The organism is Providencia sp. PROV004 (assembly GCF_011045615.1).
Taxonomy (GTDB): domain Bacteria; phylum Pseudomonadota; class Gammaproteobacteria; order Enterobacterales; family Enterobacteriaceae; genus Providencia; species Providencia rettgeri.
Map to the genome: position 1 here is coordinate 2,667,486 of NZ_CP042859.1, position 15,322 is coordinate 2,682,807.

A 15,322-nucleotide genomic window follows, 5' to 3' on the forward strand; every position below is an offset into this window, starting at 1 on the left:
CATTCCCCTATGCCACTGAAATTCCAAAACGAAATGGATCTTGTTCATCTATCAATAAGGTATTTTTCCCACTGATATAGGCATGCCCGCGAATAGTCGGAATAATGCCGTTTTCATCAGCCTGTTGAAAACTGGCCTGAAATTGGCTGCCAATCACACTGGCTTGATGCCATATTTCACCAGCCGCCAGCTTTTTATCCGCGGCTAAACAGGCAAGTTTGGCACTTGTTCCTGTTCCACAAGGGGAGCGGTCATAAGCGCCGCCTGGGCATAAAACAAAACTTTGGCTATTGGCTTCGGGGTGTGTACCGAATAATTCGATATGGTCAATTTCTTGGCCATCTTTACCGTAAATACCTTGATCGGATAAGGCTTGTTTAATCTTTAAACTGACTTCTGTCAGTAATTTAATGTTTTCGTAATCAATAGCGACTGGTGACTTATCAACAAGAAAGAACCAATTTCCGCCCCAAGCAATATCCCCGGCAATAGTACCGAGTTCTGGAACATTAACTTGTACCGCTTTGCGATAACGATATGAATAAACATTCTGAATACTCACACTGCCATCTTGATGCAAATGAGCCGTAACATCCCCTACCGGGGTTTCGATAAGATGTTTACCGAAAGTGATATGACCGAGAAAATGCAATGAAGCCACTAAACCGATAGTGCCATGGCCACACATTCCCAAGTAACCTTGATTGTTAAAAAAAATCACACCGGCTGCTGCTGCTGGGTTTTGTGGTTTACACAATAGTGCCCCCACTAAAATATCATTACCTCGTGGCTCTAAAATGGTGGTTTTACGCCATACATCATGTTGATGGCGTAATATCTCCAGTCTTGATGCGATGCTTTGCTGCCCTAAATCAGGGAATCCATCGATAACGAGCCGAGTTGGCTCACCTGCAGTATGGGAGTCGATAACTTCAATTTTGGTATATTGATATTGCATTGGTTAGCATCCTATCTATTATCGTTGTTAATAGAATGCTTGATTTTTGTTAACAACTCTTGATATCTTTCTAACAAACTTATGCGCTTTTCTGCACAATCTAAAAATATTTAACAGAACTAGTAAAATTAATTTAATATTTCGGAGCGCAGCATGATCAATCTAAATAAATTGTTATTGATTAGTCAGGAGAACATGCTGTTTCCTGTTGATAATATTGATGTTCTATTAAATCATTTAGGCTTAGTGATGCCCCTCATTAATACCTTGCCGAATGTGACTTTCTTTGTGAAAGACCATAATGCAAAGTATGTTTTGGCCAATGATAATTTAGCCACCCGTTGTAAAATCGATAGCGTTAATCATCTGGTTGGTAAATGTGCTGAGGATATTTTTCATTCGGAACTAGGCCAAAGCTATAGTTCTCAAGATTATTTAGTGATGGAGAAAAAAATTAGCGTCATTAATAAACTTGAACTTCACCTGTATAAAGCAGGTTTGTTGGGATGGTGTTTAACAACTAAGGTTCCTATTTTTAATACACGTAACCAAGTTATTGGAGTTGCAGGTATTTCAGTGGATTTACAAGATGTGAAATCGGTCAGCCCTAAGCTAAACAACCAACTTAGCCGTGTTGAACGCTATATTAGTGAGCATTTCGATACCGCAATAAAAATGACAACACTTGCTGACATATCTGGCCTCTCGCTTTCTCAATTAAACCGCCAGTTTAAAGCTATTTTTTTGATAACCCCTCAACAATATATTCAAAAAATGCGGCTTGAACATGCGATTGAACTGCTCGAAGATGATTTTTCAATTACTGAAATTTCCAGTAAGTGTGCTTATGCTGATCACAGCGCTTTCTGCCGAAAATTCAAAGAAATGACCACCATGACACCTAGCCAATTTAAACGAATGCGTTCAAAAATCGATAAACAAAGGATATTGGCCTGACTGAGTATCATATTGGTTAACCCGTTTTTCCTTAATACCGATAAATTCATTCTCTTTAGATTTTATGAAGTGCTTTTTGGCCGTTTATTCAAATAATTACCGCAGTACCTTCGATATAATTACTAAATAACTTCCCTTGGTTATTTCCTAACTTAAGATAGCTCTTATTGCAGACATCCATCAATCGGGTATTGATATATCCCAATGCTGCATCTAAGTGCGGTGACGAGAAAGGAATACTCAATGACCATTTACGATCTGAAACCTAAATTTCAAGATCTTCTTCGTCCAATTGTTCGTAAGCTATTTAGTGCGGGTGTGACGGCTAATCAAGTCACTTTGGCAGCTTTACTTTTGTCTGTGATCTGCGGAATGCTATTACTGTTCATTCCAAACCCACACCTGTTTATTTTATTACCTTTCGTACTGTTTATTCGTATGGCACTCAATGCGATTGATGGCATGTTAGCAAGGGAGCACAACCAAAAAAGTCACCTTGGTGCAATCCTGAATGAGCTTGGTGATGTTATTTCAGATATCGCACTATACCTACCATTTGCGGTTATTTTCCCTCAAGTATTTTGGCTTATTTTATTCATTCTATTTCTTACGCTACTTACTGAATTTATTGGTGTTATCACTCAAGCAACTGGTGCGTCTCGTCGCTATGACGGCCCTATTGGTAAAAGTGATCGAGCCTTTATTTTCGGTGCGTTAGGGCTGCTTGTCAGTATTTTCCCGCAAATCATATTTTCTAGTTGGATAAGTTATCTGTTTATCCTTTTAACTTTGTTGCTGTTTTATACTTGCTATAACCGTATTCGTCGTGCACTTTGTGAATTATCTACATCGGCGAATAATAATTAAGGAAGAATTATGAACGCTCAGACAGATTATCTGACGCAACGTCCCGTTATTGAGTCCCAATTTACCACCAGTGACCATACTTCTCTTTTTTATCGACATTGGCCAACAGAGACTTCGACCAACAAAGCGATTATTTTATTTCATCGTGGCCATGAACATTCTGGCCGTGTCGCCCATTTAGTCGATGAACTCAATTTACCTGACTATGCGATGTTTGCATGGGATGCCCGTGGTCATGGTAAAAATGATGGCCCGCGAGGTTATAGCCCTTCACTAAGCACATCTGTCAATGATGTCGATGAATTCGTACGTCACATTTCCTCCCAATATAATATTCCCTTAGAAAATATCATTGTTATCGGACAAAGTGTTGGTGCCGTCCTTGTCTCCGCTTGGGTTCATGATTACGCCCCCAAAATTCGTGGGATGGTACTCGCCTCTCCTGCATTTAAGGTTAAATTGTATGTCCCATTTGCCCGGACAGGGCTTGCTTTAATGCAAAATGCTCGCGGTTTGTTCTATGTGAATTCCTATGTCAAAGCTAAATTTCTGACTCATGATGAACAACGAATTGATTCGTTTAATCGCGATCCATTGATCACTCGCCCTATTGCCGTCAATATTTTACTTGAATTATATAAAACAGCTGAACGTGTAGTGGCTGATGCAGGTGCAATTACCTTACCAACTCAATTATTTATTTCAGGTAGTGACCACGTTGTCCACCATCGACCTCAACATCAGTTTTTTGAAAGATTAAATACCCCAATAAAAGAAAAACATATATTACCCGGTTTTTACCACGACACATTAGGTGAAAAAGAACGCCATATCCCAATTGAAAAAATTCGTGATTTTATTGGAAAATTATTCGCCTTACCGCGCTACCAACATAATTATCAATATGAAGATATCTGGAGTGGCAGTGCTGAAAAATATCGTTCGCTCATGACTCCTTTGCCTAAATGGTGCCCTAAAAATCTTGCTTATAAAATTATGAGCAAATCAATGAGTACACTAGGTAAAGCTTCTGAAGGTATTTGCATTGGTTATGACAAAGGGTTTGATTCAGGTTCAACTCTCGATTACGTATACCGCGACAAAGCCCAAGGTAAAGGCTTATTTGGCCGTGTGATTGATAGGCAGTATCTCAACAGCATAGGCTGGCAAGGAATACGCCAACGCAAAGTGAATATTGAAAATATTATTCGGCAAGCGATACGTGACCTCACGGAGACAGGTATCCCGGTTCGAATTATGGATATTGCCGCAGGCCAAGGCCGTTATATCTTTGATGCAATTAATGATTATAGCAAAGTTGAGTCTGTCCTATTAAGAGACTATAGCCCTATCAATGTTGAGCAAGGACAATTACATATTAAGGAACGTTACCTTGAAGATAAAATTCAATTTACTGAAGGTAATGCTTTTGACGCCGATGATTTAGCCGCGGTTTCACCCTCTCCAACAATTGGCATTGTCAGTGGTTTGTATGAACTGTTCCCCAGTAATGAAATGATAAACGCTTCATTAAATGGACTTTCTCGAGCTATCCCTCCTGGCGGGCTATTAATTTATACTTGCCAGCCATGGCACCCTCAAGTTGAAATGATTGCTCGGGTACTACCAAGCCACCAAGGTGGCCAAGCATGGGTTATGCGTTGTCGTAGCCAAGGCGAAATGGATACTTTAGTTGAAGAAGCGGGCTTTGAAAAACTAAACCAATTAATTGATAACTGGGGAATATTCAGCGTATCCATAGCTAGACGACGTTAGTCTATTTATCTCGCATTGTGATTGATGCCACATTGTTGGCATCAATCACTAACTTCAACTTTAGGTGATAGCCATTGTTTATTGCCCGCAAAGCACCTATGCTGCTTAGCGTTATTTGTTTCCCTAATCATTTACTGATATCACCGCCAGTTCGTTGCCATTTAAAGGAATAGGATAAAGGATGATAACCGCAACTCGCAAACCTCAACAGGCTGTATCTCGACGCCAAATAATACGCTCTGGTTTGCTATGGCTAGTTTTTCTAGCACCTTTTTTCTTCCTAACTTATGGCCAAGTCAATACGTATACCGCAACGTTAGGCCAGGTTCCTTCTATCGTTTTTTCTTGGGAAACCCATATTCCATTTCTCCCTTGGTCTATCATTCCCTATTGGAGCATTGACCTTTTTTATGGGTTATCTTTATTTATTTGCACAACCCGTAAAGAACAATCGATCCATGGCTTACGGCTCATCACGGCTTCGATTGTCGCTTGTATTGGTTTTTTACTATTTCCACTTAAGTTTAGTTTCCCTCGACCAAGCACTGATGGCCTATTTGGCTGGATGTTTGACAGTCTAGAATTATTTGATCTTCCCTTTAACCAAGCCCCTTCATTACATATTATTTTATTGTGGATCTTATGGTTACGTTTTCGAGCGCATACACCAACAAAATGGCGCTGGTTGCTTCATAGTTGGTCGATACTCATTCTCCTGTCCGTATTGACGACTTGGCAGCACCACTTTATTGATGTCGTCACCGGCTTTGCCGTTGGCATATTAATTAGTTATTTACTTCCTATACAAACTCACTGGCAATGGCATTACACTGGCTCACCTCGCAGTTTTAAAATGAGCAAAAACTATGGCATAGGCTCTCTTGCTTGCTTTATTCTTGCGTTTATCTTCCAAGGATTCGCTTGGTTACTATTATGGCCCGCTGTCGCCCTCTTTTTTATTACCCTTGGCTATTTAGGCGCTGGTGCTAGCGTTTTCCAAAAAACACCTGAAGGGAATATTTCCCCTTCTGCCGCTATTTTGTTACTACCATACCGGCTGATTGCTTGGGGAACCTATCATTACTTCGCTAAACACTGCGCACAACCCAGTATTGTTAATAAACACATTGTTTTGGGAGGGCGCCCACTTTACGCTTTGCAAACTCAAGCTGTGTTAGATATGACTTGCGAATGGCCTCGCAATTCTTACAGCAAAGAGCTGAAATATTGTAGCCAACCGCAAATTGATTTGTTACCACTAAGCGCGGAAGATATCGAAAAGTCAGTCCATACTATGGATACACTGGTAAAACATGGGGCGGTATACATTCATTGCAAATTAGGTTATTCACGAAGTGCAACTGTTGCTGTTGCATGGTTGGTACATCATGGCGATGCAAAAAACATAGAAGAAGCCGTAGCATTAGTTGAACATGCTCGCCCACAAGTAATTTTAAATGCAGCAACGATACAACAACTGAATAATTGGTATGCCGATTACCATATAAGTCGAGTGAATAATGAATACATTGATGAATAAACAACAAGGTGACGTTATCACTATTTTAACGCATAGTTGGCGTTATTTTGCTACTGGGTCTGTATTGGCATTATTTTGTCAATTTGCTTTGTATTTCTATTCTAATTACCCTAAATATATTTTATTCACCAATATAATTATATTTATAGTTTGCCAGTATTATATATATCGCCTGTGGCTAGATAACCATTTTTTTAAAATTATCTACACACATAATGAAACAGAACATTTTGATAATGCATTAAATTTTTTATTTCCGAACAAAATCAAACACCGCACGATGCAGCAAAGGTGGTTTGGGACTAAACGTCTTTTCACCCATGCACTTGGGTTAGTACTACTGCAATGGATAGGGTTATTGGTCGCAATAATAACTAGTTAATTAATTAAGCATTAACCAGTACTATTATTTATATTTACAGTTCAAAAAATAAGATTGCTATTGCATATATGTATACCTAAAACTAAAAAGTAGCCATATAAAATGTATTCTAACTGTTTTTCTTTATAATATAACGGTTTTTTACTTTTGTTACTGAAAACGTTATGATAATTGCAGATTCATTGATACATAACAGATTTTTTTCAAGTTACTAAGCGTATCCTTATAGGTACATATTTCGTTTATTTTTCACCCTGTTATTTGGTAGGGTATAATGAGTACAAAAAAAATTAATAGGTTGCGCCCTTTTAGTGCGCTAATAGATTCTTGTTGGAAAGAAAAATATACGGCTACTCGCTTTATTAAGGATTTAATCGCGGGTATTACCGTGGGTATTATCGCTATTCCGCTCGCAATGGCTTTAGCTATTGCAAGTGGCGTTCCCCCCCAATATGGGCTATATACCGCGGCTATTGCAGGTATCGTCATTGCGATAACAGGTGGGTCTCGTTATAGCGTTTCTGGCCCCACCGCAGCTTTTGTGGTGATCCTCTACCCTGTTTCACAGCAATTTGGGTTGAGTGGGTTATTAGTCGCTACCCTAATGTCCGGTGTCATACTCCTTGCCATGGGGTTTGCCCGCTTTGGTAAGTTTATTGAATATATCCCTGTTTCAGTCACATTAGGCTTTACTTCGGGGATAGCTATTACCATTGCCACAATGCAAATTAAAGATTTTTTTGGCTTGCAAATGGTGCATGTCCCAGAAAACTATGTTGATAAGCTAATTGCTATTGGTAATACATTCCCCACGTTTCAATACAGCGACACACTAATTGGGCTTTCAACTCTTTTGGTGCTTATCTTCTGGCCTAAATTAAAATTAAGATTTCCCGGCCATTTACCAGCCCTTATTGTCGGGACTTTCGTCATGTGGGTGCTTTCATTATTTGGCATGGAAGTCGCGACTATTGGATCTGAATTTAGCTATTTATTGCCTGATGGCACTGAAGGTAATGGTATTCCCCCTATCCTACCGCAGTTTATTTTGCCATGGGAACTCCCTGGAAGTGCGCCAATTAATTGGGCGATGATCACCGCATTAATGCCCGCTGCATTTTCTATGGCAGTGCTTGGTGCGATTGAATCACTACTATGTGCCGTAGTATTGGACAACATGACAGGAACCAAACACCATTCCAATAGTGAACTTATTGGCCAAGGTGTGGGGAACATTGCGGCGCCTTTTTTTGGTGGGATCACAGCAACCGCTGCAATAGCCCGCTCTGCAGCTAACGTTCGCGCAGGTGCAACATCCCCCATTTCTGCGATTATTCACTCAATATTGGTGATACTTACATTATTAGTTCTTGCTCCAATGCTCTCTTATTTGCCATTAGCCGCCATGTCTGCATTATTATTGATTGTAGCTTGGAACATGAGTGCGGCGGGTAAAGTCGTTTACCTGATTAAACGCGCGCCAAAAGATGACATTATTGTATTAGTGCTATGTATGTCTCTAACTGTTCTATTTGATATGGTTATTGCTATTACTGTCGGGATTGTTCTCGCGTCATTATTGTTTATGCGACGTATTGCCAATATGACCCGTTCAACACAATTAGCAGAAACAGATGAAGAGCGAAGCCGTTTAGTCGTAAGAATAAACGGCCCATTATTTTTCGCTGCTGCCGAGCGTATTTTTGATGAATTACGTGTCAAAAGCGCAGGTTATGAAACCATCATTATGCAATGGGACGCTGTACCGGTCTTAGATGCGGGTGGCTTAGAAGCTTTCGAAAAATTCATCGATGCCGTACGCAAAGATACCCATGTCTTAGTTTGTGACATTCCGTTCCAGCCATTAAAAACTTTGGCAAGAGCGAAAGTGACACCGATTGAAGGCGTGTTAAGTTTTTATAATTCAATAGATCATGCACTTGAAGCTGTTAAGGCTATCGAACAGGCGAGTTCTATCGACACAGAAAAGGCAACAACAGCGTCTTAATTTAAGTCCCTTAACTAAACCGCCATGTTATTTTACATGGCGGTTTAACTGTTACTCATTGAAGCAAAACATTTCATTCCCTGCTTCTTTCCCTTTTTCGCAAGCTATTACCCTTAATTTTTTTGCTTTTGCTGGGTCGATAACCACCGTTCCTGTGTTATCTTCAGAAAATCTAAATGCTGCCATCCATTCTGCATACCCTGGATAAGTCATCTCATTAGCCTTATCAAACCATTGTTGTGCTTGCTTTTCATCTTTTGCGACACCTTGGCCATCTAGGTAGATAACGCCAAGCAAAATTGGAGCAATAAAATAGTCTGGGTTATTTAGCGCGTTAACTTCATTGAGAAGTTCTATAGACTGTTGATAGTCCGTTTTACCTGCAATTGGGTTTATCAATGACTCTGCTAAACTGATTTTTCCACGTGTACTACCCATTTCAACCGCTTTAATCGCGTATTTACGTGCATCAACTAATTCCTGTGAAAAGTAACTATCACTTAATAGATTAATATCCGCTAATAACGCATAAGCATCTGCATTACCATTTTTTGCGGCTTCGTTTGCCCATAAACGCGCACTATTAAGATTTTGTAGAACACCTAAACCGGAAAAATACATTTGAGCCAGCTGATACTGAGCAAGGGTATCTTTCTTCGTTGCTTTTTGATGAGTTTGTACAAATTTTTGTTTATCTTCAGGGGTAATATCAAGTTGAGCGGTAGCTTGAAAAGAAAACGTAATGAGGGATGAAACGATAATAGCTTTATAAAAGTTTGATTTCATAATTATTCTCATTAAAGAAGTCAAAGCGCAGAGCCTTGGCCACCCCATTTTAAGAAGTATTGATATAAGTTATTCATTCCTACCCAATGGTTTTCACACCAGCTCGGGGCGAGTAACGTAGGTTTTCTTGCACTGGCACTAATACGGTGGTAGACAATGTCAGTTGGTGTATGACGCACCATTTCACCGGCAATTTGGGTATATTCATCAAGAGAAAGTGTTGCCAAGCGCCCTGCTCGCCAACTTTTTGCCATTACACTACCTTCAACAATATGTAACGGGTGAAGTTTGATGCCATCCGTTCCACACTCAAGTACTTTATCCAATGTTTGCATATTCATTTGGGCATTTTCACCGGGTAGCCCACAAATCAAATGCGTACAAACTTTTAATCCAAGACTACGCGCTTTTTGCGTTGTTTGTTGGTATGCATCAAAACCATGGCCGCGATTAATACGATGTAGCGTTTTATCATGAGCACTTTGTAAACCTAGCTCAAGCCATATTTCATAACCTTGTTGCTGATAACAACTCAATAAAGATAATACCGCGTCAGGAACACAATCAGGGCGCGTTCCAACACATAAACCAATAATATCAGCCTGTTGTAAAGCATCTTCATAGAGCTGTTTTAGCAGACTCACTTCTGCGTAAGTACTGGTATAGGCTTGGAAATAAGCTAAATAACGTTTTGCGCGGGAAATTCGGGTAATCTGTTGGTGAATTTGTTCACTGATGGTTTTAGAAGATTGGCTTTCATCGGCAAAAGAGGCCACATTACAAAAGGTGCAGCCGCCTCGCCCAAGGGTGCCATCACGGTTTGGGCAATTAAAACCACCATGTAAGGTAATTTTATAAATTTTTTCACCATATCGGCGCTGTAAATCAGCGCCGAACATAGAAACGACTTCGGTGAGCTGCATAAACCGTCTAACTTAGCGACTTGTATCTAACTCAGGGAAGCTTTTTACTACCTCGTCGATTGCTTTCATTTGCTTTAAGAATGGTTCTAGCTTATCTAATGGTAATGCTGATGGGCCATCGCAACGCGCGTTGTCTGGGTCTGGATGGGCTTCAAGAAATAACCCTGCGATCCCAACCGCCATTCCCGCTCTTGCCAGCTCAGCAACTTGACCACGACGGCCACCAGATGCGGCACCAAATGGGTCGCGGCATTGCAATGCGTGGGTTACGTCGAAAATGACAGGACAGCCTTTTGATGCTTGAACCATGACATTAAAGCCAAGCATATCAACAACTAGGTTGTCATAACCAAAGTTTGCGCCACGGTCGCAAAGAATAATTTTATCGTTACCACCTTCGATAAATTTCTCAACGATATTTCCCATTTGTCCTGGGCTGATAAACTGAGGTTTTTTGATATTAATTACCGCATCTGTTTTAGCCATTGCTGCAACTAAGTCCGTTTGACGGGCTAAGAACGCTGGTAATTGAATGACATCAACGACTTCGGCAACAGGGGCTGCTTGTGCTGGCTCATGAACATCCGTAATGATTTTTACGCCAAATGTTTGTTTCAACTCTTGGAATATTTTCATTCCTTCTTCAAGACCTGGACCACGGTAAGAGTGAATTGATGAGCGGTTAGCTTTATCAAATGACGCTTTAAATACGTAAGGAATCCCCAACTTTTGTGTCACTGTGACATAATGCTCACACACTTTCATCGCCATATCGCGAGATTCTAATACATTCATCCCACCAAATAACACAAACGGCAAGTCGTTCGCGACATTGATATCACCAATATTGACTACTTTCTGTTGCATACTCTTACCTTTAATATTGAAACAGGAAAATCGGCCTGTATGTTAATTAATGTAATACGACTGGATGGTTATCCAGCGAATAAATTTGTATTTTAATCATTTCAGAGACAGGGTCTTCTGGGCAATGTTCAATAAAATAATTGAGATCGCTCAATGCCACATGATTACAATCTAAGTGTGCAAGAATTAACCCTCTGTCACGAATTTCGTAAGGGTCTTCAGGATCAAGAGTCAAAAGCGTTTCACAAACCCGTAACGCTAACTCCATCTTTTTTTCTTCCATTAATGCAGCTTTGAGTGTGTCAAAAATTTTACGAATAACAATGCTGTTTTCTGCTGTCTCAAGTTGGTCGTAGTAAAATTCAGAAAAAGGATCAACGGTTCCTTTGAGCCACAAATTTAACGTGTGTAATGATAAAGACTCGCCATTTACAGGGTTAATAACCCATTGGCTGCCATCATTTCTTTCACTAATAAATAATAATTGAGTAGGGAAAATAGCGGGATAAATCGCAATATCAAGGCGTTCGGCAATATATAAAAAAATAGCACCGAGTGTCACTGGCGTACCTTGCTTAGATGACAATACTTTGTCTAGCCACAGCATATCCGATAACAAATAGATCCCTTCAGCTGGGCCAAATGACCACTCTTGGTAAAAAAGTGAGGCCAATTGCTGAATTTTTGTTTCGTTATCAGCGGTTAAATCGATACGAGACTTGGCCGATGAGACTAAGCTATCTAACTGAGCTTGCACTTTCATCAGCGGGAAATCATGACGGATACATTGTGAAACAGTCATGATCCCTTCACTTAAAGGGAGTTGATTAAATTCTATATTCGCTATGGTTTTCATTACATTCCCACTGCTATGCCACTTAACCATTCCATTGACCGAGTGAAATTCGCTCTCTTCCACCATAATCAAGACAGGTCTCAATTTTGGTGTACCCATGTACTTCAAATAAATCACGCACTGCAAGACCTTGTGTCCAGCCATGCTCAAGAAGCAACCACCCTTGATTTTTAAGATATTTTTTAGATTCTTGAATGATATGCATTAAATCAGCTAAGCCTTCATTCTTAGCCACTAGAGCGGTTAATGGCTCAAATCGCACATCACCTTCGCTGAGATGCGTATCATTTTCATCAATATAGGGTGGATTACTGATAATCATATCAAATTGTTGAATTGATAGTGAAGCAAACCAATTACTTTGTATAAAATTGACATTTGAAATATTCAAGCGCTGCTGATTTCGTTGTGCTAAAACAACTGCATCAGGGTTAAAATCAACACCGATAACCTGGCTTTGCGGCATTTCAGATGCCAAGGCTAGTGCAATTGCCCCAGTCCCAGTACCTAAATCTAAAATTTGATTTTTTTGCTCTGTTAACCTGGATAAGGCTTGTTCAACAATGCATTCGGTATCTGGCCGAGGTATTAATGTCGCAGGAGAGACGTAAAGAGGAAGGGACCAGAACTCACGTTCACCGATAATATAGGCAATAGGCTCACCTTTCTCACGGCGTTGCAAAAGACATTCAGCTTGTTGGCATTCTTCAGCGTTGAGTTCTGTCTCACCAAATGCAAAAAGATAGGTACGGCTGCGACCTGTGACATGCTCCAGTAAAATTTCAGCATCTCGCTTCGCGCTGTCACTTGCAGACAGCCGATTGACTGCCTGCTTGACCCATTCGATATACTGCATTATTCCTGCTCAGACAACGCAGAAAGTTGGTCTGCCTGGTATTCATTGATGATAGGTTGGATAAGTGAATCCAATTTTCCTTCCATCACTTCATCCAAACGGTATAACGTTAAGTTAATACGGTGGTCAGTTACTCGACCTTGCGGAAAATTATAGGTACGAATACGGTCAGAACGGTCACCAGAACCTAGCAGATTACGACGTTCAGATGCTTCTGCAGCTTGGCGTTTATCCATTTCGGCTTGGCGAATACGCGCACCTAATACAGACATCGCTTTCGCTTTGTTTTTATGCTGTGAACGTTCATCTTGGCACTCAACAACAATGCCTGTCGGAATATGGGTAATACGTATTGCGGAATCGGTGGTGTTAACGTGCTGCCCACCCGCACCCGATGAGCGGAAAGTATCAATACGTAAATCCGCAGGGCTGATTTCAGGTAATTCAGCTTCTGGCAGCTCAGGTAAAATCGCTACAGTACAAGCGGATGTATGAATACGGCCTTGAGATTCCGTTTCGGGAACACGTTGAACACGATGACCACCTGACTCAAATTTTAAGCGACCATAAACGCTATCACCGGAAATTTTCGCGATGACTTCTTTAAAACCGCCATGTTCGCCATCGCTCGTGCTCATTAATTCAACGCGCCAGCGGTTGTTTTCTGCATAACGGCTATACATACGAAATAAATCACCCGCAAAAATTGCCGCTTCGTCTCCCCCGGCACCCGCACGGATTTCAACGAAACAGTTATATTCATCATCAGGATCTTTCGGAAGCAGCAACAATTGTAATTGCTGTTCGAGCTCTTCATTGCGCCCTTTGGCTTCTTTAAGCTCTTCTTGAGCCATTTCTTTCATTTCAGGATCGTCTAACAACATTTCAGCTGTTTCTATGTCATCCTGTACTGTGCGCCATGCACTAAAGCATTTAGCGACATCAGATAATTGGGCATATTCTTTTGATAAAGCACGAAAACGGTCTTGATCGGCAATTACACCTGCATCAGCAAGGTGCGCTTCAATTTCTTCGTAGCGTTCTTGTAATGCTTCTAGTTTTGCGACAATAGAAGGCTTCATTCGTTATATAAGACCTATGATTAAAATGTGGTTATTGATGGTCCAGCCCTAGGCTGTCCCTAAGTAGATTTAGACGCTCGACATCCCCATTACCTGCAGCTTGCTGCAAAGATTTGGTTGGAGCGTGAATAAGGCGGTTGGTTAATTGTTGCGATAATTGCATGATCACTTGCTCAGGGTCTGCGCCTTGACGGATAGCGGTCAACGCTTTTTCAGTCATGTTTGCCCGAATGGCCTCAGCTTGTTCTCTATAATCGCGAATTGTAGACACTGCCGCTTGTGAGCGCAACCAATCCATAAAGTGGCTACTTTCTTGCTCAACAATATATTCAGCTTCAACGGCTGCGGCTTTTCGCTGAGCAAGGTTCTGTGCAATGATAGATTCCAAATCATCCACAGTATAGAGATAAACATCTCTTAATTTTTCAACATCTTGTTCGATATCTCGAGGAACGGCAATATCAATTAATAACATCGGCTTACTACGACGTATTTTCATTGCACGTTCGACCATCCCTTTCCCTATAATAGGTAAAGGACTCGCCGTTGAACTAATGACAATATCAGCTTCCGCTAAGCGGTTATCAATATCTGATAACGAAATGACTTGTGCATTGACCTCATTGGCCAATAACTCCGCCCGTTCACGTGTTCGGTTAGCTATCATCATTTTTTGTACGCCATGTTCACGTAAATGACGCGCCACAAGTTCAATTGTTTCCCCTGCACCCACTAACAAGATGTTTAAATGTTTGAGTGATTCAAATATTTGGCGGGCAAGTGTACAAGCCGCAAATGCGACAGAAACTGCATTCGCGCCAATATCGGTTTCTGTGCGCACACGTTTTGCAACAGAAAACGATTTCTGGAAAAGACGCTCAAGTTCGCTCGATAACGAGTGGTTACCTTGTGAAAGCGCAAACGCCTTTTTGACTTGCCCTAATATTTGTGGTTCACCCAAAACAAGTGAGTCCAAGCCACTAGCGACACGCATTAGGTGACTCACCGCGCGGTCGTCTTGGTGCCAATAGAGACTCGGTTGTAAATCTTTTTGGGTTATACCATGAAAATCACACAGCCATTTTACTAGCTGTTCTTGAGCTTGTTCTTGCGATTCAAGGCTCAAATAAAGCTCAGTTCTATTACAGGTAGACAGCACAACACCACCATTCACTTGAGGCTGTTTGAGAAGTTCCTCAAGTGCATGGTCAATTTTTTCAGGACCAAACGTTACCCGCTCACGCAGGGCTACTGGTGCTGTTTTATGGTTGATACCTAAGGCTAATAAGGTCATTGTGCTTTACGACTTGCTCACATTGCTTACAGTGCTAATTATTTTCAGTTATGCTCGATGGGTATTTCCTACCAATTTAGCAATACTGTTATTTATATTGTTCTATTGTAGATGATCCGCGTCTCTCTTTCTACGGTTTGCATAAGCCTATCCTTCAGAAAGATGACCCA

The 15,322-nt window shown here is 40.8% G+C and carries 14 protein-coding genes; 6 read left to right on the forward strand and 8 right to left on the reverse strand.

Translation table 11 applies throughout. From position 1 onward, the window contains the following. Window positions 1–7 precede the first annotated feature (7 nt). Complete coding sequence (locus FVA69_RS11965; RefSeq protein ID WP_117161957.1) at window positions 8–958, reverse strand: 4-hydroxyproline epimerase; 951 nt, start codon at window positions 956–958, stop codon at window positions 8–10. 153 nt (window positions 959–1,111) lie between these two features. Here FVA69_RS11965 and FVA69_RS11970 point away from each other — a divergent pair, with 153 nt between their 5' ends. From FVA69_RS11970 to dauA, 6 genes are all read left to right on the forward strand, one after another. After that, window positions 1,112–1,915 carry a helix-turn-helix domain-containing protein gene (locus FVA69_RS11970; RefSeq protein WP_042851586.1) on the forward strand — a complete coding sequence of 268 codons (804 nt, stop codon included), beginning with the start codon at window positions 1,112–1,114 and terminating at the stop codon, window positions 1,913–1,915. Window positions 1,916–2,158: 243 nt separating this feature from the next. Then, window positions 2,159–2,782 (forward strand): CDP-alcohol phosphatidyltransferase family protein, encoded by a 624-nt coding sequence (locus FVA69_RS11975; protein WP_164528896.1) that lies wholly within the window; start codon window positions 2,159–2,161, stop codon window positions 2,780–2,782. A 9-nt stretch (window positions 2,783–2,791) separates the two neighbouring features. After that, window positions 2,792–4,558, forward strand: a complete 1,767-nt coding sequence (locus FVA69_RS11980; protein WP_164528897.1) for a bifunctional alpha/beta hydrolase/class I SAM-dependent methyltransferase — start codon at window positions 2,792–2,794, stop codon at window positions 4,556–4,558. A 181-nt stretch (window positions 4,559–4,739) separates the two neighbouring features. Continuing rightward, entirely contained in the window at window positions 4,740–6,098 is a 1,359-nt protein-coding gene (locus FVA69_RS11985) for a phosphatase PAP2/dual specificity phosphatase family protein (protein ID WP_117161960.1), read from the forward strand. After that, window positions 6,091–6,480: a hypothetical protein gene (locus FVA69_RS11990; RefSeq protein ID WP_226537840.1), complete on the forward strand. Its 390-nt coding sequence runs from the start codon at window positions 6,091–6,093 to the stop codon at window positions 6,478–6,480. Before FVA69_RS11985 ends, FVA69_RS11990 begins: the two co-directional genes overlap by 8 nt. A 274-nt stretch (window positions 6,481–6,754) precedes the next feature. Further along, complete coding sequence (dauA, locus tag FVA69_RS11995) at window positions 6,755–8,488, forward strand: C4-dicarboxylic acid transporter DauA (protein ID WP_109911302.1); 1,734 nt, start codon at window positions 6,755–6,757, stop codon at window positions 8,486–8,488. A gap of 51 nt (window positions 8,489–8,539) precedes the next feature. Here the strand turns inward: dauA and FVA69_RS12000 are convergent, their stop codons facing one another. Genes FVA69_RS12000 through hemA form a run of 7 tightly spaced genes read right to left on the reverse strand, consistent with a single transcriptional unit; the run spans window position 8,540 to window position 15,152 of the window. After that, window positions 8,540–9,274 carry a tetratricopeptide repeat protein gene (locus FVA69_RS12000; RefSeq protein ID WP_202983379.1) on the reverse strand — a complete coding sequence of 245 codons (735 nt, stop codon included), beginning with the start codon at window positions 9,272–9,274 and terminating at the stop codon, window positions 8,540–8,542. 20 nt (window positions 9,275–9,294) lie between these two features. Then, the gene (locus tag FVA69_RS12005; RefSeq protein ID WP_004910623.1) at window positions 9,295–10,197 is read right to left on the reverse strand and encodes a TIGR01212 family radical SAM protein; all 903 of its coding nucleotides are present in this window, start codon (window positions 10,195–10,197) and stop codon (window positions 9,295–9,297) included. A 12-nt stretch (window positions 10,198–10,209) separates the two neighbouring features. Beyond that, window positions 10,210–11,064, reverse strand: coding sequence for a 3-deoxy-8-phosphooctulonate synthase (gene kdsA / locus FVA69_RS12010; RefSeq protein ID WP_004255137.1), 855 nt, complete (start codon window positions 11,062–11,064; stop codon window positions 10,210–10,212). Between the two features lie 46 nt (window positions 11,065–11,110). Next, complete coding sequence (gene sirB1 / locus FVA69_RS12015) at window positions 11,111–11,920, reverse strand: invasion regulator SirB1 (RefSeq protein WP_109911300.1); 810 nt, start codon at window positions 11,918–11,920, stop codon at window positions 11,111–11,113. A gap of 22 nt (window positions 11,921–11,942) precedes the next feature. Beyond that, on the reverse strand, window positions 11,943–12,776 hold the full coding sequence (prmC, locus tag FVA69_RS12020; RefSeq protein WP_004910612.1) for a peptide chain release factor N(5)-glutamine methyltransferase: 834 nt from the start codon (window positions 12,774–12,776) through the stop codon (window positions 11,943–11,945). Continuing rightward, window positions 12,776–13,858 carry a peptide chain release factor 1 gene (prfA, locus tag FVA69_RS12025; protein ID WP_004910610.1) on the reverse strand — a complete coding sequence of 361 codons (1,083 nt, stop codon included), beginning with the start codon at window positions 13,856–13,858 and terminating at the stop codon, window positions 12,776–12,778. Before prfA ends, prmC begins: the two co-directional genes overlap by 1 nt. A gap of 31 nt (window positions 13,859–13,889) precedes the next feature. Beyond that, window positions 13,890–15,152: a glutamyl-tRNA reductase gene (hemA, locus tag FVA69_RS12030; protein ID WP_004910608.1), complete on the reverse strand. Its 1,263-nt coding sequence runs from the start codon at window positions 15,150–15,152 to the stop codon at window positions 13,890–13,892. Between the last annotated feature and the right edge of the window lie 170 nt (window positions 15,153–15,322).